This is a genomic window from Pseudomonas sp. FG43 (assembly GCF_057809175.1).
In genome coordinates this window covers 302,767-322,050 of sequence record NZ_JBMDJL010000003.1, presented here as the reverse complement: position 1 = coordinate 322,050, position 19,284 = coordinate 302,767, and the positions used below count along the sequence as shown (strand labels likewise).

17 protein-coding genes are annotated in these 19,284 nt (G+C 54.8%); 10 read left to right on the top strand and 7 right to left on the bottom strand.

Annotated elements, in window-relative coordinates; genetic code table 11:
- Window positions 1–105: 105 nt before the first annotated feature.
- Genes rfbC through rfbB form a run of 3 tightly spaced genes read right to left on the bottom strand, consistent with a single transcriptional unit; the run spans window position 106 to window position 2,602 of the window.
- Entirely contained in the window at window positions 106–651 is a 546-nt protein-coding gene (gene rfbC, locus ACODS3_RS06575; RefSeq protein ID WP_201004194.1) for a dTDP-4-dehydrorhamnose 3,5-epimerase, read from the bottom strand.
- Complete coding sequence (rfbA, locus tag ACODS3_RS06570) at window positions 648–1,523, bottom strand: glucose-1-phosphate thymidylyltransferase RfbA (RefSeq protein WP_201004192.1); 876 nt, start codon at window positions 1,521–1,523, stop codon at window positions 648–650. The genes rfbC and rfbA overlap by 4 nt, the downstream gene beginning before the upstream one ends.
- Window positions 1,520–2,602: a dTDP-glucose 4,6-dehydratase gene (gene rfbB, locus ACODS3_RS06565; RefSeq protein ID WP_489033823.1), complete on the bottom strand. Its 1,083-nt coding sequence runs from the start codon at window positions 2,600–2,602 to the stop codon at window positions 1,520–1,522. The genes rfbA and rfbB overlap by 4 nt, the downstream gene beginning before the upstream one ends.
- Before the next feature lie 260 nt (window positions 2,603–2,862).
- Here rfbB and ACODS3_RS06560 point away from each other — a divergent pair, with 260 nt between their 5' ends.
- The 7 genes from ACODS3_RS06560 (at window position 2,863) to ACODS3_RS06530 (ending at window position 11,896) form a co-directional block, all read left to right on the top strand.
- Complete coding sequence (locus ACODS3_RS06560; protein WP_489033822.1) at window positions 2,863–5,775, top strand: aminotransferase; 2,913 nt, start codon at window positions 2,863–2,865, stop codon at window positions 5,773–5,775.
- Between the two features lie 213 nt (window positions 5,776–5,988).
- Window positions 5,989–6,867: an N-carbamoylputrescine amidase gene (gene aguB / locus ACODS3_RS06555; protein WP_201019008.1), complete on the top strand. Its 879-nt coding sequence runs from the start codon at window positions 5,989–5,991 to the stop codon at window positions 6,865–6,867.
- A gap of 5 nt (window positions 6,868–6,872) precedes the next feature.
- Window positions 6,873–7,985, top strand: coding sequence for an agmatine deiminase (aguA, locus tag ACODS3_RS06550; RefSeq protein WP_201019007.1), 1,113 nt, complete (start codon window positions 6,873–6,875; stop codon window positions 7,983–7,985).
- A 203-nt stretch (window positions 7,986–8,188) separates the two neighbouring features.
- A complete protein-coding gene (locus ACODS3_RS06545; RefSeq protein ID WP_201004183.1) occupies window positions 8,189–8,389 on the top strand; it encodes a hypothetical protein in 201 nt (66 codons plus the stop codon).
- A 227-nt stretch (window positions 8,390–8,616) separates the two neighbouring features.
- Entirely contained in the window at window positions 8,617–9,930 is a 1,314-nt protein-coding gene (locus ACODS3_RS06540) for an OprD family porin (protein ID WP_489033821.1), read from the top strand.
- Window positions 9,931–10,053: 123 nt separating this feature from the next.
- Entirely contained in the window at window positions 10,054–10,815 is a 762-nt protein-coding gene (locus ACODS3_RS06535; RefSeq protein WP_201004266.1) for an AraC family transcriptional regulator, read from the top strand.
- Between the two features lie 121 nt (window positions 10,816–10,936).
- Window positions 10,937–11,896 (top strand): quinone oxidoreductase family protein, encoded by a 960-nt coding sequence (locus tag ACODS3_RS06530; protein ID WP_489033820.1) that lies wholly within the window; start codon window positions 10,937–10,939, stop codon window positions 11,894–11,896.
- A gap of 4 nt (window positions 11,897–11,900) precedes the next feature.
- Here the strand turns inward: ACODS3_RS06530 and ACODS3_RS06525 are convergent, their stop codons facing one another.
- A complete protein-coding gene (locus tag ACODS3_RS06525) occupies window positions 11,901–13,529 on the bottom strand; it encodes a methyl-accepting chemotaxis protein (protein ID WP_489033819.1) in 1,629 nt (542 codons plus the stop codon).
- 88 nt (window positions 13,530–13,617) lie between these two features.
- On the opposite strand from ACODS3_RS06525, the gene ACODS3_RS06520 reads away from it, so the two are divergent.
- From ACODS3_RS06520 to ACODS3_RS06510, 3 genes are all read left to right on the top strand, one after another.
- Window positions 13,618–14,001, top strand: coding sequence for a hypothetical protein (locus ACODS3_RS06520; RefSeq protein ID WP_489033818.1), 384 nt, complete (start codon window positions 13,618–13,620; stop codon window positions 13,999–14,001).
- Window positions 14,002–14,507: 506 nt separating this feature from the next.
- Complete coding sequence (locus ACODS3_RS06515; RefSeq protein ID WP_489033817.1) at window positions 14,508–15,302, top strand: hypothetical protein; 795 nt, start codon at window positions 14,508–14,510, stop codon at window positions 15,300–15,302.
- Window positions 15,303–15,448: 146 nt separating this feature from the next.
- Entirely contained in the window at window positions 15,449–15,772 is a 324-nt protein-coding gene (locus ACODS3_RS06510) for a helix-turn-helix domain-containing protein (RefSeq protein WP_489033816.1), read from the top strand.
- Here the strand turns inward: ACODS3_RS06510 and ACODS3_RS06505 are convergent.
- The 3 genes from ACODS3_RS06505 to ACODS3_RS06495 all read right to left on the bottom strand — a co-directional run bounded on the left by ACODS3_RS06505 (window position 15,762) and on the right by ACODS3_RS06495 (window position 19,029).
- Entirely contained in the window at window positions 15,762–16,112 is a 351-nt protein-coding gene (locus tag ACODS3_RS06505; protein ID WP_489033834.1) for a type II toxin-antitoxin system RelE/ParE family toxin, read from the bottom strand. The genes ACODS3_RS06510 and ACODS3_RS06505 overlap by 11 nt on opposite strands.
- A gap of 576 nt (window positions 16,113–16,688) precedes the next feature.
- Window positions 16,689–17,609, bottom strand: a complete 921-nt coding sequence (locus ACODS3_RS06500; protein ID WP_489033815.1) for a DUF4435 domain-containing protein — start codon at window positions 17,607–17,609, stop codon at window positions 16,689–16,691.
- Window position 17,610: 1 nt separating this feature from the next.
- The gene (locus tag ACODS3_RS06495) at window positions 17,611–19,029 is read right to left on the bottom strand and encodes an AAA family ATPase (RefSeq protein WP_489033814.1); all 1,419 of its coding nucleotides are present in this window, start codon (window positions 19,027–19,029) and stop codon (window positions 17,611–17,613) included.
- Between the last annotated feature and the right edge of the window lie 255 nt (window positions 19,030–19,284).

Sequence of the window (19,284 nt, the reverse complement as noted above, 5' to 3'; positions counted from 1 at the left end):
GGCTTCTACCGTGCGTAGGAGCGAATTCATTCGCGAACCTCACGATCGCGTCAGAGCAGGCGTCTCAGTAAGCAGCATTATGCCTGCCGCTGAACCGACAGGCACTCATGCAAACAGATCTGCTTCCTTCAGGCTCTTGCCTTGCTGATCCTTGGCCGACAATTGCGGTGCTCCGGCAAGTTCCCAGTCGATTGCCAGGTCAGCGTCATCCCAGCGAATGCAGCGCTCGGCGGACGGGGTGTAATAGTCGGTGGTCTTGTACAGGAACTCCGCGTAGTCACTCAGCACCACGAAACCATGGGCAAAACCTTTGGGGACCCACAATTGGCGATTGTTTTCAGCCGACAGCCTGACGCCTACCCATTTGCCGAATGTCGGGGAGCTGCGACGAATATCCACGGCCATATCCAGGACTTCGCCTGCGGTGACGCGCACCAGTTTGTCCTGGCTGTGTTCGATCTGGTAATGCAGGCCACGCAGTACGCCTTTCTGCGAGCGTGAGTGGTTGTCCTGAACGAAGTCCGGCTTGAGGCCGGTCGCTTCGTAGAAGGCTTTAGCGTTGTAGCTTTCATAAAAGAAGCCGCGTTCATCGCCAAACACTTTGGGTTCGATGATCAAGACGTCTGGCAACTCTGTGGCAATCACTTTCACTTACGTTCCCCTGCAAGTTGGAACAGATACTGACCGTAACCGGTCTTGCCAAAGTAGTCGGCACGGTGCAGTAAATGTTTACGGTCTATCCAGTCATTCTGATAGGCGATTTCTTCAAGGCAAGCGACCTTCAGGCCTTGTCGATGCTCGATGGTCTGCACATACGCCGAGGCATCGAGCAGGCTGTCATGGGTGCCGGTATCGAGCCAGGCAAAGCCTCGTCCGAAACGTTCGACCCGCAGCTCGCCGCGCTGCAGATAAGCATTGTTCACATCGGTGATTTCCAGCTCGCCGCGTGGTGACGGCTTGACGTCTCTGGCGATCTGAACCACTTCGTTATCGTAGAAATACAAACCTGTGACCGCGTAGTTGGATTTTGGAGCCTTGGGTTTTTCCTCGATGGTCAGCGCACGGCCTTCATCGTCGAAGTCGATGACTCCGAAGCGCTCCGGGTCTTTGACCCAGTAGCCGAATACCGTTGCCCCCTTGGTACTGGCCGCGGCTTTTTGCAATTGTTCGCTGAAATGCTGACCGTGAAAGATATTGTCACCCAATATCAGACACACCGAGTCATTGCCGATGAACTCTTCCCCGATCAGAAACGCCTGGGCCAAACCATCGGGCCTGGGCTGCTCGGCGTAATGAAAGCTTACGCCGAACTGGCTGCCGTCGCCCAGCAGCTTGCGATACTGCGGCAAATCCAGGGGTGTCGAGATAATAAGGATTTCCCGGATTCCGGCCAGCATCAGCACCGAGATCGGGTAGTAGATCATAGGTTTGTCATAGACCGGCAACAGTTGCTTGGAGATACCCAGTGTGATGGGGTGCAGGCGTGAGCCAGAGCCCCCGGCCAGTACGATTCCCTTGGTCATGCGATCAGATCCTTATGGTCAGTGAAGCCCAGTCGTTCTCCTTGATAACTGCCATCCTGAACCCTGCGGCACCAGTCCAGGTTATCCAGATACCATTGCACGGTCTTGCGCAGCCCTGAGTCGAAGGTTTCGACAGGCGTCCAGCCCAGTTCGTTTTCGATCTTGCCGGCATCGATGGCGTAGCGTTGATCGTGGCCGGGACGGTCGACCACGTAAGTGATCAGGTCGCTGAAGTGCTCCACACCCGTGGGGCGAGCCGGGGCCAGTTCTTCCAGCAGGGCACAGATACCGCGTACCACATCGATATTCTTCTGCTCGTTATGCCCGCCGATATTGTAGGTCTCGCCGACCGCGCCCTCGGTCACCACCTTGAGCAGCGCTCGGGCGTGATCTTCGACGTACAGCCAGTCCCGCACTTGCAGACCGTCGCCGTACACCGGCAGTGGTTTGCCCGCCAGTGCGTTGAGAATCATCAGCGGGATCAGTTTTTCGGGGAAATGAAACGGCCCGTAATTGTTCGAGCAGTTGGTCACGACCACCGGCAGTCCGTAGGTGCGATGCCAGGCTCGAACCAGATGGTCCGAAGCCGCCTTGCTGGCGGAGTAGGGCGAGCTTGGCGCATAGGGCGTGGTTTCGGTGAACAGGTCATCGACGCCATGCAGGTCGCCATACACTTCATCGGTGGAGATGTGATGGAAGCGAAAGACCCGGCGCTCGGCCTCGGGCAATGTCAGCCAATAGCCGCGAGCAGCTTCCAGCAGACTGTAGGTGCCGACAATATTGGTCTGGATGAAATCGCCTGGGCCATCGATGGAGCGATCCACATGGGATTCGGCAGCCAGATGCATGATTGCGTGGGGCTCGAATCGCTCAAGCACGGCGTTTACCCTGGCCTGATCACAGATATCGGCCTGCACGAACTCATAGCGTGTGTTGGTCGCGATGCCTGTCAGTGATTCAAGATTGCCCGCATAGGTCAGCTTGTCGAAGTTCAGTACTTCGTGCTCTGTGTTCTGTACCAGATGTCGGATCAATGCAGAGCCGATAAAGCCTGCTCCACCGGTCACGAGTATTCGCATGATCGGGTCTTCTCTGTAGTAGGTCTTGATCGTTATGCAGCATAGCCTGTCGCATTACGACGCACGGCATGCCGACAGCATCGGGCAATATCAGGTGTAGACGTAATGAAATAAATTGATAGATCAGCGCCCCATCGCCATAAAACTGCCGCCCGGTCACTGAACAGAGGTTGGTGACGTGGATCAGGCACCCTATAGTTGCTCGATTGGAGTGCCTCGGCTGAGCTGGCCGGGGATCATAACAAGAACGAGGTTGTGACATGCCGCTCGCTACGCTTATCCGCCGATCCAGCCTGCCTTGCCCGCAGGTCGATGTTGACCAGGCCCTGCAACTGCTTGGGCAGCATTACGGGTTGAGCGGGTCACTGAAAGAGCTGGGCAGCCAGCAGGATCGCAACTTTCTGCTCGACGCCGGGCAGCGCCGCTACGTGCTGAAAATCTGCCACGGCGATTACTCCACTGTGGAACTGGACGCCCAGCATGCGGCGCTACAGCATCTGGCAAGCCATTCAGCGGTGCGCGTGCCGGGCGTGATTCGCGCCAACAGCACCGAACAATTGCTGTCTCTGGATGTCGATGGCCGGGCCGTTCATGTGCGTTTGCTGGAGTTTATCGATGGTCAGTCTCTGGGCCATGTTCAGCATCTGAGCCATGAAGTCGTTTCCGGGCTGGGTGAGCTGTGCGCCCAGGTCGATCAGGCCCTGGCGGCGTTCGAGCATCCCGGCCTTGAACGTATCCTGCAATGGGACCCCAGGCATGCCCATGCCTTGATCAAGCATCTGTTGCCGGTCATCTCGAATGCCAATGAGCGCACCTGCCTCATGGAAGCGGCCGAACAGGCGCACCAGCGATTGCGGCCACTGATCCCGGAACTGCCGGTCCAGGCTGTTCATCTGGATATCACCGAGCACAACGTCGTCTGGGCACGTGACGCAGAGCGGCGCTGGCAATTGCAGGGCCTGATTGATTTCGGTGATCTGGTTACAACCTGGCGGATTGCGGATCTGTCGGTCACGTGTGCTGCGCTGTTGCACCATGCCGAGGGTGATCCGTTCTACATCCTGCCTGCGATTCGCGCTTATCACGCCATCAACCCGCTGAAGGTTGCAGAGTTGCAGGCCTTGTGGCCACTGATCGTCGCCCGCTCTGCGGTGCTGGTACTCAGCAGTGAACAACAGGTCAGCATCGAGCCGGACAACGCCTATATCCAGGCCAACCTCGAAGGTGAATGGGGTATTTTCGAGGCTGCGACTTCGGTGCCGATGAGCCTGATGGAAGTGGCGATCCTGCAGGCGGTCGGGGTCGAGCCGCCGACAGTCGCGCAGCCGGTCTATTTCCCCTTGCTGCCCAGCCTGGCTGGTCGTGAGTTCCAGAGTGTCGATCTGAGTGTGCTCAGCGAGCACTTTGTCGCCGGGAACTGGGAGCAAAGCGGCATCGACGAACGCTTGCTGATGGAAGCCGCTGCTCAGGCCGGGCAGGCCTCAAGCCGTTTTGGCGAATATCGCTTGTCACGAACCTTGCCCGATAGCGCCATAGAGCCTGACACCTTTGCTCTGCACGTTGAACTGCACATCCCGGTCGAGACGCCTCTGCATGCGCCTTTTAACGCAACCCTGCGTCTGACGGCCGATGCGGCGCTATGGCTGGTCGGCGATACGCTGAGCTTGAGGTTGTGGGGTGCAACGACAGACTTGAAGCCGGGCAGCCTCGTTGCGGCCGGAGATGTGATCGGGCAGGGCGGTGGCTCCCTGCTGCTGCAACTCTGCACCGATGCCGAGCTGAGCCCCCCGCTGTTTACTACCGCGTCCCGTGCCGCTGCGTGGCGGGTGTTGAGCCCGTCACCCGCGACCTTGCTGGGGTTCGACTGTGATGCGCCTGTTGTCCAGGATGCCCCTCAACTGCTGGTCCGTCGCGATGCCAGTTTCGCCCGTTCCCAGAAGCATTATTACCAGGCCCCGCCGCAGATCGAACGGGGCTGGCGCAATCACTTGATCGACATGCAGGGCCGTTCCTACCTGGACATGCTCAATAACGTGGCAGTGCTGGGCCATGGTCACCCGCGCATGGCACACGAAGCCGCTCGCCAGTGGTCGTTGCTCAACACCAACTCCCGTTTTCATTACGCTTCCATCGTCGAGTTTTCGGAGCGCCTGCTCAAGCTGGCACCCGAAGGAATGGATCGTGTGTTCCTGGTCAACAGCGGCACCGAGGCCAATGATCTGGCGATTCGTCTGGCCTGGGCCTACAGCGGCGGGCGCGACATGCTCAGCGTGCTGGAGGCCTATCACGGCTGGTCGGTGGCCACCGATGCCATCTCCACCTCTATTGCCGACAACCCGCAGGCGCTCAGCACCCGTCCGGACTGGGTACATCCGGTGACGGCCCCCAATACCTACCGCGGTCCTTATCGTGGCAGCGACAGCACGCCGGACTATGTGCGCAGTGTCGATCAGACGCTGGCGAAACTGGCCGGGCAGCAGCGGCAGGTAGCGGGGTTCATCTGCGAGCCGGTGTACGGCAATGCCGGAGGGATTTCCCTGCCGCCGGGTTATCTGCAACAGGTTTATCGGAAAGTCCGTGAGCAGGGCGGCGTGTGCATTGCGGATGAAGTTCAGGTGGGTTACGGACGCCTGGGCCATTACTTCTGGGGTTTTGAAGAGCAGAGCGTGGTGCCGGACATCATCACCATGGCCAAAGGCATGGGCAATGGGCACCCTCTGGGTGCCGTCATTACCCGCCGCGAAATTGCCGAAGCGCTGGAGGCTGAGGGGTATTTCTTCTCGTCATCCGGCGGCAGCCCGGTCAGTTGCCGTATCGGCATGGCGGTGCTGGATGTGATGGAGGAAGAAAACCTGTGGGAAAACGCCCGGCAGGTCGGCGACCACTTCAAGGCGCGCCTGCAAGCATTGGCCGATAAACATCCGTTGGTGGGCGCGGTGCATGGCATGGGGTTTTATCTGGGCGTCGAGTTTGTCCGGGATCGCCAGACTCTGGAGCCTGCCACCGAAGAAACCGCACAACTGTGTGACCGCCTGCGCGAACTGGGCATTTTCATGCAGCCGACCGGCGATTACCTGAACATTCTCAAGATCAAACCGCCGATGTGTACCACCCGGCAAAGTGTGGAATTTTTTGTCGAGAGTGTGTCCAAAGTGTTGAGCGAGCTGGAATAAATTCGATTGGTATCGGCTTAAATTGAGTTTTTATTTTGTTTTGAGCCGTTATCCACTTTAAAAGCCGATTTTTATCCGTTATAAAACGGCAACTGTTTACTGATATCCGTAGGAGCGAATCGGGCGGCGTTCCGCTCATTCGCGAATGAATTCGCTCCTACGCAGTTTTTACGTCATCCATGATTGTCATGAGCCCGCCCAGGAGGCATTTCCATGAGCCGTATCGTCACCGTCGCCGCCACCCAGATGGCTTGTTCCTGGGATCTGGAAGCCAATATCGAAACCGCCGAGAAGCTGGTGCGTGAGGCTGCGGCCAAGGGTGCGCAGATCATCCTGATCCAGGAACTGTTCGAGATGCCGTACTTCTGCCAGAAGCCTAACCCGGACTATCTGCAGTTGGCGACCAGCGTGGAATCCAACGTTGCCATCAAGCACTTCCAGAAGATCGCCAAGGAGCTGCAAGTCGTCCTGCCCATCAGCTTCTTCGAGCTGGCCGGGCGTGCGCGCTTCAACACCATCGCGATCATCGATGCGGACGGCACCAACCTGGGCATCTACCGCAAGAGCCATATCCCGGACGGTCCCGGTTATCACGAAAAGTATTACTTCAACCCGGGCGATACCGGCTTCAAGGTCTGGCAGACCCGTTACGCGAAAATCGGCGTGGGCATCTGCTGGGACCAGTGGTTCCCGGAGTGCGCCCGCAGCATGGCGTTGCAAGGCGCGGAAATCCTGTTCTACCCGACCGCCATCGGCAGCGAGCCGCATGACAAGACCATCAGCTCCCGCGATCACTGGCAGCGTGTGCAACAAGGCCATGCCGGCGCCAACCTGATGCCGCTGATTGCCAGCAACCGCATCGGCAACGAAGAGCAGGACGGTTACGACATCACCTTCTACGGCTCGTCGTTCATTGCCAACCAGTTCGGTGAGAAAGTCGCTGAACTCGACGAAACCGAAGAAGGCGTGCTGGTCCACACCTTCGACTTGGACGAACTGGAGCACATTCGTAGCGCCTGGGGTTCTTTCCGTGACCGCCGCCCGAACCTGTACGGCGCGATCAAGACCCTCGACGGCTCGCTGGAGTCCTGATCGCCATGACGACGCTCAAGAGCACGCCGCGCGCTGACGGCTTCCACATGCCCGCTGAATGGGCGCCTCAGAGTCAGGTCTGGATGGTCTGGCCTGAGCGTCCTGATAACTGGCGCCTGGGCGGCAAGCCCGCGCAGGCTGCACACGTCGCCATCGCCAAGGCGATTGCCCGTTTCGAGCCGGTCACGGTCGCGGTTTCGGCCAGCCAGTATGACAACGCTCGTGCGCACCTCGACATGCCCAACATTCGCGTGGTTGAAATCAGCAACAACGATGCCTGGGTGCGTGATACCGGCCCGACCTTCGTCATCAATGACCAAGGCGAAGTGCGCGGCGTGGACTGGGACTTCAATGCCTGGGGCGGTTTTGACGGTGGCCTGTATTCACCGTGGAATCTGGACTCGCAACTGGCGAGCAAGGTCCTGGAAATCGAGCGTTGCCCGCGTTACGTGACCGAAGGTTTCGTGCTGGAAGGCGGCTCGATCCATGTCGATGGCGAAGGCACGCTGATTACCACTGAAGAATGCCTGCTCAATCGCAACCGTAACCCGCACCTTTCCCGGGAGCAGATCGAGGCGGTACTCAGCGATAACCTGGCGGTGGACAAGGTTATCTGGTTGCCAGACGGCCTGTTCAACGACGAAACCGACGGGCATGTGGATAACTTCTGTTGCTATGTGCGTCCCGGTGAAGTTTTGCTGGCCTGGACCGATGATCCCAAAGACCCCAACTACACACGTTGTCACTCAGCGTTGAGTATTTTGGAAAACACTCGGGATGCCAGAGGCCGCGAAATCATCGTTCATAAAATGCCCATTCCCGGTCCTTTGTTCGCGACCGAAGAAGAATGCGCAGGCGTTGATAAGGTGCACGGTAGTCAGGAACGCGACCCTTCGGTGCGTTTGGCAGGCTCTTATGTGAACTTCCTGATCGTCAACGGCGGCATCATTGCACCGAGTTTCGACGACCCGATGGACGAAAAGGCCCGTGAAATCCTGCAACGGCTTTTCCCGGAGCATGAAGTGGTAATGGCTCCTGGCCGTGAATTGCTGCTGGGTGGAGGCAATATTCACTGCCTGACGCAGCAGCAGCCTGCGCCCCGGAAATCAATTCGGTAACATTTGCTTACATGCGTAACTGGCAAATGGTCCTTTTTTTGCTGCACTAAGCCCATCCACCGATGGGCTTTTTTTTGGGTAACGCTTTGTAGCAATTACCTTGAGGCTGGCCCGACGGCGGGTAAATAACGGGAGGTTTTTTTCGTTTTTCTGTCACAAAGCGTCCGTAGATTTAGCCCCTCATGGCTCAAGAGGTTGTCATTATGAACGCAGGTATCAACCAGCATCATGCTCGTGGTTTGTCTGCTAGTAACGAGGCTCGTCAGATGATGGCGGATTGGTTAAGGACGACCAAACTCCCGAAACCCCGACCGGATGTGCGTGCAATGCTTTTGCAGCGATATCCAGCCGGCCTGTTTAATGATGCAGAACTGGAAGCTCTGCTAGGCGTGCTAAAAGATTGACTATTGTGTGGGCCCTCGCACAGCGGCCATCTCCGTGTTTGACACCCCTCAAGCCTTGGGACTAGGATTCACGTCCCACCGCTTGTGGCTATAAGCCATGTACGTCCATCTGTAGTCCACTGCGATGATTTCGTTCGGTCTCTATACTTTTGCCCAAAGTTAGAATCCACGGTCAACCTTAGGGAAGCCGCCACGGCGCGTGTAAATCCGTAATGAAGGAAAATAAGATGTTTAATAAACGTATCGGTTTGCTCGCTCTGGGCATTATCAGCGCCAGCCAGGCAATGGCGCAGGGGCAAGCAGAATCCAAGGGCTTCATTGACGACAGCCACTTGACCATCAATCTGCGCAACGCTTACATCAACCGCGATTACAAGAACAGGCAGCAAGACAAGGCTGAATGGGGCCAGGCATTCATCGGTAACTTCACGTCCGGCTTCACCCAGGGCACAGTGGGTGTGGGCGTTGATGCATTCGGCCTGTACGGCCTGCGTCTGGACGGTGGTAACGGTCGTAGCGGCGCTGGCGGTATCGACTTCTTCAAACCAGGTAGCGATGGCGTTGACGCCAATGGCAACAATATTCCTACCTCATCGAACCACAACCTGACACGTGCTGGCGCAGCGGTAAAATTCCGCGTTTCCAACACTGTGCTCAAGTACGGCGATCAAATGCCTCAGCTGCCAGTGCTGAGCTACGATAACTCGCGCCTGTTACCAGAAAGTTACACCGGCACCATGATCACTTCCAAAGAGATCGAGGGTCTGGAAGTCGTTGCTGGCCGTTTCACTCAGGAAGCTCGCAAGAGTGCTGAAGGTCGTGACAGCGGTGGCTTGAAGAGCATCAACGTGTTCGGTGGTAGCTACAAGTTCACTGACGCGTTCAGCGCTGCGGCTTATGCTTCCGACAACGAAGATGTCTTCAAGAAGCAGTACCTGAACCTGAACTACGTCTTCGCTCTGCCACAAGACCAGTCTCTGACTCTGGACTTCAACGGCTACAAGACCAAGCTGGACAAGGACTACTCGGCTGCTGCAGCCGCTGGCGCACGTGACAACAAGATCTGGAGCCTGGCGGCGACCTGGGCAGTGGGTATTCACTCCTTCACCCTGGCTCACCAACGCAGCAGCGGCGAGACTGCCTACAACTACGGCGGCTATAAAAATGCCGGTGGTTTCGGTGATGGCGGCAACACCATCTACCTGGCCAACTCCTACTGGTCTGACTTCAACGGCAAGGACGAGCGTTCGTGGCAAGTTGCCTACGGCGTCGACCTGTCCAGCCTGATCACTCCAGGTCTGAGCTACAAGACTGCCTACGTTCGCGGTGACAACATCGACGACGGCACCGTTGGTAGCGGCAATGGTACAGAGCGTGAGTTCTTCAACCAGCTGACCTACGTTGTACAAGGCGGCCCGGCCAAGGACTTGTCCGTTCGCCTGCGTAGCTCGATCCTGCGTGTTTCCGCTGACGCTCAGGCTTACAACAGCGAAGGTAACGAAGTTCGTATCTTCGTCGACTACCCAATCAACGTTTTCTAATGACGTGATTGTGTAACCGCTGTCTGAAAATGCCCCGGTCTCTGGATCGGGGCATTTTTTATGGGGGGCCGATCAACATTGTCGGCTACCATGCACCGACTCCCGCACCAGCCGGTCAAGCCCATGGCCCTCGCCGTACCTCCCGACCTCACCGATACCGACATTCCCGTGCAACCTCTGGCGCGCACCTATCCACGTGGGCATTACACCGAGCCGCATCAACATGTATGGGGTCAGGTGCTGTATGCGATGTCCGGGGTGATGTGGGTCGAGACACCGCTGGAAGCGCTGGTCGTACCGCCACAGCGGGCTGTGTGGTTACCGCCGGGTGTCGAGCATGGCATCCGCGTGGTGTCCGAACTGGAAATGCGCACCCTCTACCTGCAACCGGCCCTGGCCCGGACACTGGACAGTACGGTCCAGGTTTTCGAGGCCGGAGGTTTGTTGCGTGAGCTTATCCTCAGTCTCGTCGCACTGGATCGTGATCGTGAGCCGCACTACTACGATGCGCTCGTCAATCTGGCCTTGCTGGAACTCAAGCGAGCCAAGCGATCACTATTGAAAGTCCCGATGCCCGACGGCTCCGACCGGCGTCTTATGAATATCTGCCAGGCAGTCATGAGCGAACCATCGCTGGATATCCCGTTCGAGCAACACGCTGCAAACGCTGGTGCCAGCGTCCGGACTCTGGCCCGTCTGTTTCAAGGCGTGCTGGGCATGGGCTTCGCTGAATGGCGCAGACAAGTGCAACTGGCGACCTCCGTGGCGGAAATCATTCAGGGTGTGCCGGTCAGCCGTATCGCTCGGTCCCTGGGCTATACACCCAGCAGCTTCAGCGACATGTTCCGTCGCGAGCTGGGCATGGCACCTTCGCGCTATCTGTAAGCGCGATTCTATGAAAGACATAAATATGTCTACCTGACCGATAGCCAGAAGCCCTTGGCCGATAGCCCCCTCAACCTTTCCCTACACTCTGCGCATTCCATACGTTTGAGCGGAGACACCCATGAAAGCCCTGCAATTTTCCCGAACCGGCGACCTCGCGGCCCTGGAGTTCGTCGAACTGCCCAAGCCCGTAGCCGGTGAAGGCGAAGTCCTGATCCAGGTGAAAGCCGCAGGCCTGAACCCCAGCGATGTGAAGAACGTACTGGGACGTTTCCCCTACACCACACTGCCACGTATCCCGGGACGCGACTTCGCCGGAGTGGTTATCGAAGGCCCTCAAGCGCTGCTGGGCCAGGAAGTCTGGGGAACCGGCAAGGAACCGGGATTTTTTCGGGATGGCTCCCACGCCGAGTTTCTGACCTTGCCCGCCCAAGGCGTTGCCTTGAAACCCAAGGCCCTGAGCTTTGTTCAGGCCGCCAGCCTCGGCGTGCCTTACACCACCGCATGGGACGCACTGCAACGCAGCCTTGTGGCGCGCGATACCAGTTTGCTGGTGATTGGAGCGAACGGCGCGGTCGGCAGCGCGGCCATGGCACTGGGCAAGATACTTGGCGCTCAGGTGCTGGGTGCGGTGCGTCGTCCCGAGCATCTGGAAAACCTGCAAGCCGCAGGTTTCGACGGGATTCTGCTCGACACGCCGCAAGGCCTGGTCAGCCAGGTCAACGAAACCTTCAAGGGTGGCGCAGACGTGATCTTCGACACCACCGGCTTCTGGTTGCCCGCTGCCGTACCGGCGCTGGCCACCTTCGGCCGCATCGCAATCATCGCCGCGCCTGTCGACGGGCATGTGCAACTGCCAGCCCTGGCGCTGTATCGCAAGGGCGGTTCAGTGGTCGGCATCAACTCGCTGCTCTACGACTGCCAGGCCTGTGCCGGGATGCTCAACCAGTTCGGGCAGTTCTTCGATCAAGGGTTGCTGGAATTGCCGAGCGGGTTGCTTGAGTCGCCCTTGAGCGAAGGGCTGGCGCGTTATGCCGAAGTGAACGAGGGCAGGGGAGAGAAGGTCATCCTCATCCCCTGACGCTTCATGAAACCTTGAAGCGGGTCACCATCTTGTTCAGATCCACTGCCAGGCGTGACAGCTCATGGCTGGCAGTGGTGGTTTGATCGGCACCGGTCGTGCTCTGCAACGAGAGGTCGCGAATGTTCACCAGGTTGCGATCAACCTCACGCGCCACTTGTGCCTGCTCCTCGGCGGCACTGGCAATGACCAGGTTGCGTTCGGAAATTTCATTGATGGCCTTGGTGATTTCTTCCAGCGCCTGCCCCGCGCTTTGGGCAACATCCAGAGTCGCTTCGGCCTTGGAACTGCTGTTCTGCATCGATATCACAGCCTGTTCGGTATCGTTCTGGATGCCGCCCACCATGACTTCGATTTCCTGAGCCGATGTCTGGGTACGATGCGCCAGTGCCCGAACCTCATCGGCCACTACCGCAAACCCACGGCCTGCCTCACCGGCACGCGCAGCCTCGATGGCCGCGTTCAGAGCCAGCAGGTTGGTTTGCTGCGCAATGGCCTGAATCACATCCAGCACTTTGCCAATCGCTTGGGATTGCTGAGCCAGCGAACGGACCTGATCGGACGTCACCGCCACATCCCGTGTCATTTGTTGAATGGATGACAGGGTTTCACTGACCCGGTTACGTCCTTCCAGCGCCGAATGACTGGAAAGCCGCGAAGCCTCGGAGGTCGACACCGCATTACGCGCCACTTCCTCAACTGCCGCCGTCATTTCATTGACCGCGGTGGCTGCCTGCTCGATCTCGTTATTCTGCTGCTGAAGCCCGCGGCTGCTCTCATTGGTCACGGCATCCAGCTCCTCTGCCGCAGACGCCAGTTGTGTGGCTGACCCGGAAATCTGCTGGATGGTCTTGCGCAGATTGAGCTGCATCCCGCTCAAGGCCTGCTGCAAGCGCGAGATCTCGTCGTTGCCTTGCACTACAACGTCTTTGCTCAGGTCGCCCGCAGCCACATCTTCCGCCACCTGGACTGCATCCTTGAGCGGACGCACGATACTGCGAGTCAGCAACACCGCCAGCAGAGCCGTCAGCAAGGCTGCTGCGATAATCACCCCGGCAATGATGAAGCGAGAATTCTGGTACTGATTACTGGCATCTTCCACGGCCGTGTTGGCGCCGGCGGTATTCAAGGCAATCAGTTTTTCGAGGAGCGGTGCCATCTGGTCCGAGTAGACCTTCAGATCGCCGACAATCAAGCCATTGATCTGATCGGTTTCACCCGCCAACGAAATCTTGCGCAGGCGGTCTTGCGCTTGCAGATAACTTTGCAAGGCACCCTTGAACTGCTTGAACGTCTCAGCTTCTTCCGGGGAGCTGATCAACGATGTGTAGCTGTCTGCAATCTGATTGGCCTTTTGCGTCAGCGTATTGAGCCGAGCCTCGGCCTTGTCGACATCAGCCTTGGAGCGATTGACCAGGATGAAATATGACATGGTACGAAAGCGAGTCGTGGTGTCAGCCATCTCGCCGAGCAAGCGTGTACTGGTTAGCCAGATCTTGCCGATATCACTGCTCGATTTATTCAACGACTGCAATTTCTGCAAGCTCAACAGCCCGAGCAGCACCACGATCAGAGCGATCAGCGCAAACCCCAGAGTGGCCCTTGATGCGATACCCAGGTTCCGTAACGACATTTTTGTATTCTCGTGAGAGCCAAGACGATTGGAGTAATAACGCTATATCGGTCGCAGGGAATGTTTCTTAATATTTCGGTGATGCTGAATGGGTATCAGTGATCATGGTTTGGATACGGTTTTTGTCCACGCCCTCTACCTGCTCGGCTACATGGCAAAGCTCGGGCGCGGCAGCGTATTGATCTGTCAGGCATGTGAAGAGGTGGGGTTTCCAGCACCCATTTGGCATTGCGACGGATCTTCAGCAGCACTGGGATACGCATCCGGGAGGACGCGAATGGCTGACTCCCAAGTGCCTGTTAATTCATTATTCACATCATTAAACGCCAGTTATTCCGCTTTTCGTCGGTTTGCTGGAAGTTTTGCATCACTCGTAGCGTGCCTTGTGAATCAATTGAAACTTCAGGCTGTCGTTTCTTCGACTTGCCCGACCCGATTCTCTCGGGTGCTGCTTGATCTGGCAGAGGTTTGAAGAGGCTAGATAACAATCGTTATAAAAGCCTTCATAATTGATGTAAGTGATAAAAATCTTTACACATGCGGTAGCCGCGAACGGATTTATATGAATGCGGTCATATGCCGCTCCCGGCGCAAAGGTTTCCTCTGCACACAGTCATTTATGGGATGGCCGCACCCATGCCCGCCTGCGTCGCCAGCAAGCAAGCAGGGTGGCCATGCCCAATCGGAAATTCAGGACATTTGAAAAATGAAACTGTTAATTTGTTTTCAGAAGATTTAAAGTACTTACGTCAGAGTAAGTATGGGTAAAAAGCTAAAGATTGATACAGGATTTGTAAGAAAATATTTCGGTATCGATAGTTTGTGAAGAAAAAGTAAAAAACTTCCAATTACTCATTTGTCGGCAATAAAAATCAAGTAATATTTTTCAAACTCAACAATATAGAATTTTAATTATTCTTTTAGCTGCTATTCATTATTCTTCGGCAAGGATTTGGTTTTCTTACGGATAAGGTCTGCTTGGCCGGGGTAATGACAATGCATAAACGAACTGCTCGCCCGCTTGATTTAGTCATGCCTTTAATGGCTGCCACATTGGCAATAATTGTCTCTGAGCCCGCTCTGGCAGACACACGTGAACTGCGGATCGACTTACCGGACCCGCTCCCGCACGTGCGCGTACTGACGGTTCTGGTGGGCCTTCACCTTCTTGGCCTGTGCTTCGGCCTGGGCGGCGCGACCATGCTGGATTACTGGATCCTTCGCTGGATGCGCAAGGGCAGTTTGCCGGCTGAAATAAAGAGCACTTTCACCTTCATCAGCACCGTGGTCGCCATAGGCCTTGGCCTTCTTTGGCTTTCCGGCCTTGGGTTTCTCGCCCTCTACAGCCTTGAATCCCCGGAAAAGCTCGGCAACCCAAAACTCTGGGCAAAGATATGCATCGTCTCGGCCCTGACACTCAATGGCATGCTTATCCATGTCTTCGTATTGCCCGTCGTGTTGCGCGACATGAGCCGACCGATCCTCGATGGCGTTTCGCGTAGCCGTATCGCCATATTCCTGGTTTCAGGCGCTCTGTCCGCGATCTCCTGGTACACCGCATTTGCACTCGGCATCTTCCGCGAACTGAACAATGGCGTTTCCTTCAACCTGCTGATCGTGTTGTGGCTGACCCTCACCGTTGCCGCCTCCCTCGCCGCAAGCCTGCTCTGGATGCAGCTTCGCGATGCACGGAAACGGAAGTCGGCGGGTACGAGTGCTGCTGCGGTTGATGCAATTGATGAGGCCAAGGTTGAGAGGGTTGTTGTTTCCTGATTGGTTGGGCTGCCACCCTCTGCTGCCAATCTGAAGGGTGGCGACTGTACGCTGACCGTAAATAACGGTTGCATCAAAATTGACCTGTGGCTAACCTGATTATCGTAAATTATAGATAATCCCCCCGATGCGAGGGTAAAGGAAAAATGGCACTCCAGTTCTTTGATAGCCCGTTCCACGCAACGCACGATGCCGAAACGGCAAGCAAAATGGCGGTGAAAATGGATCTGTCCATTTTCATCACAGATTGCATCAAAAAAATGGGCCTCAAACAGAGTGAGGCCGCTGAGAGGCTAAACGTTGCTCAATCCCGTGTTTCAGAGCTAGCTACGGGAAAAATAGAAAAATTCACAATCGACGCCATGATGGACATGCTCGATAAATTAGGCTTTCAGATCAATTTCACCCTACCCAGCGAAGTTGCGGGTGATGAAGCTAAGATCGTGATTTCCCAGCGTTCTAGCATTTGATTCCTTGCTTACGGAGCTCAATTTTGAAATCCGTAAGCCTCTGCTCTGCTACTTTCATCGCCTGTTGATCTGTACCGTTTGTGGTCTTCACAAATGAGTGGAGCACAATCACAGTATCCTCATACTTGACGATGTAGACGCATCGAAAGGCTGGGCTCCCGTTGATAATCAGCTCCACTGCGCCAGGACCAACAGAGTTCGTTAAGTGTTTGATAGCAAGTGCTGGCTCAGCGCCATACTGAATGCGCCTCAGATCCTTGCCGAACTCATCTTGTACCCATTCCGGCAGATCCTTGTACTCGCGCGCTGCGGCTTCATTCACAAAAGCAAATTTTTTAATAGAACAGCCCCTCCCTATGCATGTGCATGAAAATGAATTGCCGCAGCCGACACCTTCTGCTGTCAATCAGAATGGGCGGCGACTGTACGCGGGTTGACAGACCAGGAATCAAGGAACCTGGCGCACACGAATGTGCCCCATGCACAGCCACCATAGAGCATCATGCCGGTTTCAAGGACTCGGTCCTGGTTTCGCGACAGGCAGGAAGGTAGTCGCGGCGTCAGGCATCTACAAGCGGTTGCTGCGGGTATCCTCGAAGTTCAGAAGAGTCCTACAACTGGTGGAAGTCTGGGCTGATGGGGTCGAGAGCTTCACTGGCCCCGTCGCGAGTAAGCTCCCTCCCACAAACTGCACACAAACAAAAAAGGCCCACCTTTCGGTGAGCCTTTCTTGGTACTTCGTATGGGCACCAGGAGTCGAAATTTCTCATAACACTATGTTTTTCATAGGTTTTTTAGTGCGATAAAAGTCCTGTATCTCTAAAAATATCCTTAAGTTGGTCAGATTTTGTGTAGATGGAATAAGTGGAAAGCCAAAAGCGGACATTTGTAACATGTCCGCATAAAATTGAGGCTACTAGTGCAAGCGAGCTGTGTAGAAAGTTTGCAAAGATGCAGGGGGTGTTATTCTGCCGCCCAGGATTTCAAAAAAACGCCCCTCTTTAAGCGATGCAGGAATTGATATTGCTCTACCTCCTGCTGCTGCTCGGCGTAGGTTCGCTTCTTCCAGAGCTACAAGTAAGATCGTGTGGAAGAACCATAAATCATACTTTCCGCGAGCCCATTGGCCCGCGTTGGCCAAGTCTAGCTTGCGCCGCCACCTGATCACTGTGGCCAAATTAGGTAGTTTTTCACCCGATGAAACTTTCTTCTTGAACTCTATAAAACCACTTCTTGTTAGGGTGGGGGCGCCGTTAATCATTGAGACAATACCTTTTAAACCGTTGGTATTCCTTAGATTCGGCTTGCAGCTCTCTTCTTTTGCCGCGAGAATCCAGCTCACAAGAGAACGGATCTCTTTATAAAATAATTGATAAGATGAGAGGATACGGCTTTCAATTCTTGCGAATTCAGGATCGGCGCGAGATAGGCGTAATACATCCATGAGTAATATGCGAGCTGCGCTTATTGATGATAGGTCATTCTCTACGGAATAATTGTCTGTAAGATAGGTATACTGATCCACTCCTATCTGAGTGCCTAGTAGGTCATCATAGTCCCTATCAACAAAGAAAAGACACCCATCAAGCTGATAGCCGTCAGCCTTAATAGCATCTCTAACCTCTATTACATTCTTCTTTCCGCCGCAATCATATATGTGGGCTTCTTTCTGTGAAATGCGCCGCCTTGCCTCCGGCATATAAAATAAACTGTCTTCTTCTCCCTCAAAGAAGAAATGATAAGCTCCTTGCGCAGGGTCGTATAAAATCCTGAATTGATGCATTGCTGCGATGTCCGACTTGGCTTCTTCTGCGAGATAAGCGGCGTAATCTTCCATGTCATCCAATCTCAGCGGAGCTCGAAGTTTTTAGACGCAAATCTACTGCCGAAGTACGCAGGCCGTTTTGATAAATAAACGGACTGTGCGTTACCGAGAAGACGAATCCGCATCGCCCTGAGTTCAATATGTCGGTGAGGAATCTTTTTTGCCATGGTACTGACAAAGATAGCTCGGGTTCATCTATTATTACTATTTGCTCCTCAGTATCATCGAGGTATAAATGCGAGAATAGAGAGACTACTTGCTTCTCTCCGGATGAAAGCATGCTTAAGTCAATAGGACGGCCAGCGTTGTCTATAATTTGGACAGTGAACTTTGTATCGTCATAAACTAATTGCTTGCCTGGGTTCAAATATGCGTTGCAGACCTCAACGAAAGATATTATCTCAGCTTCTTGAAGGGAAATATCAGCGCTAGCACTCATCAGTCGAGAGAAGTAGTGGGCTAAATAGAGATCGTTAACCTCGAGCTGCGCTCTTTGTTTTCCTTTCATGTCCAGGATTTTAGAACGTAAAAGGCTTTTTTCTTCGGCTGACAGAACTTGCTCGCTGACCCTTCCTAGAATAACTGCCAAAGCGTTTTCGTCTAAATTTGAAATTTGAGAGGGGGAATATTGATCCGCTGTTCCCTTGATTACGTCGCGTAGATACAGGCCCGATAAATCATTAAACTGTGCGAGAGAGTAATCGCGTAAGAATCGTGTTTTTGCATCAATGTTCGCTCTCACATCTTCCATACCGAAGCTGACGAGGTCGACGTAGTGGCTTGCCGAGCGTGAATGCCTTAAGTGACCGGAGCTGTGACCAGTAGGTCTGACTCGATCCTCTAACTCTGGGAAAATATCCCTAAGGTCTTTTTCAATGCGCCGGTAAGTTGGTAAGTAAAGCGCCCTTCCAGGGAATTTACTTGCTATTTTTTTGTCAATATCGCCTCTGGGGGAGGAAAACAGATCTTCTTCTCCAACAGCCGAAATTCGACGTTGGATAGAGTATTGGAGCTGTCGGACTTCTTCAGGTGCCACCCCTAGTGTGATCGCAACCTTCTCACGTAATTTTACTGAAGGCCTGGCTCGCATAAAATCTTCAAGTAGTCCCGATATGCGAAGTCTTTCCAGTAAAACACTTGTCCGTGAGTTTGGGTTGAAATCTTTCAGAACTTTCTCCATTTGAGAAAGTCCAGAGATATCTACGTGCGCTGCTCTGATTTCTTCATCGCCAAACCATAGGGCTACCTCTGTGAAGTCATACTCAACGAGTCTAGCCCACTGTCTGGATATGAAAAAATAAAAAATATTTGTTACGCAGCTTTTGCCGATCCCATTTGGTCCTACCAATATTAAGGCATCTGAATCTATTGGTAGATCAATATCACGCCCACCAAATAGACCTATTACTTGAAATCGTGTTGGTCTTTGCACGCGACTCTCCTATCCCTCGGAAAATTCCTACAGATCAATGAAGGTATCACAGGGCCATCATTCTGAGGAGTGAGCCGCGAAAATCTCAATTCATGCCGTTGTAGGGAGAGCGCCCTCGGATCATCACGGAGTGGTTTCTGGTTTACATTTGGGCAGTGGCACATGCATCAGGTCGGGATGGTATTCGTTGTCTCATTTCCCATCTGTTCCAAACTCTAGCTTCCACGCTCTGAGGTGGCTGAGGGGAGGATCCAT

Excerpts from the sequence above, each read along its gene's own strand:
- ACODS3_RS06560 (WP_489033822.1), top strand. The coding sequence starts at position 2,863 with ATGCCGCTCGCTACGCTTATCCGCCGATCCAGCCTGCCTTGCCCGCAG.
- rfbA (WP_201004192.1), bottom strand. The coding sequence starts at position 1,523 with ATGACCAAGGGAATCGTACTGGCCGGGGGCTCTGGCTCACGCCTGCAC.
- aguA (WP_201019007.1), top strand. The coding sequence starts at position 6,873 with ATGACGACGCTCAAGAGCACGCCGCGCGCTGACGGCTTCCACATGCCC.
- aguB (WP_201019008.1), top strand. The coding sequence starts at position 5,989 with ATGAGCCGTATCGTCACCGTCGCCGCCACCCAGATGGCTTGTTCCTGG.
- ACODS3_RS06520 (WP_489033818.1), top strand. The coding sequence starts at position 13,618 with ATGGGTATCAGTGATCATGGTTTGGATACGGTTTTTGTCCACGCCCTC.
- ACODS3_RS06535 (WP_201004266.1), top strand. The coding sequence starts at position 10,054 with ATGGCCCTCGCCGTACCTCCCGACCTCACCGATACCGACATTCCCGTG.
- ACODS3_RS06500 (WP_489033815.1), bottom strand. The coding sequence starts at position 17,609 with ATGGAAGATTACGCCGCTTATCTCGCAGAAGAAGCCAAGTCGGACATC.
- ACODS3_RS06510 (WP_489033816.1), top strand. The coding sequence starts at position 15,449 with ATGGCACTCCAGTTCTTTGATAGCCCGTTCCACGCAACGCACGATGCC.
- ACODS3_RS06545 (WP_201004183.1), top strand. The coding sequence starts at position 8,189 with ATGAACGCAGGTATCAACCAGCATCATGCTCGTGGTTTGTCTGCTAGT.
- rfbB (WP_489033823.1), bottom strand. The coding sequence starts at position 2,602 with ATGCGAATACTCGTGACCGGTGGAGCAGGCTTTATCGGCTCTGCATTG.
- ACODS3_RS06530 (WP_489033820.1), top strand. The coding sequence starts at position 10,937 with ATGAAAGCCCTGCAATTTTCCCGAACCGGCGACCTCGCGGCCCTGGAG.
- ACODS3_RS06525 (WP_489033819.1), bottom strand. The coding sequence starts at position 13,529 with ATGTCGTTACGGAACCTGGGTATCGCATCAAGGGCCACTCTGGGGTTT.
- ACODS3_RS06540 (WP_489033821.1), top strand. The coding sequence starts at position 8,617 with ATGTTTAATAAACGTATCGGTTTGCTCGCTCTGGGCATTATCAGCGCC.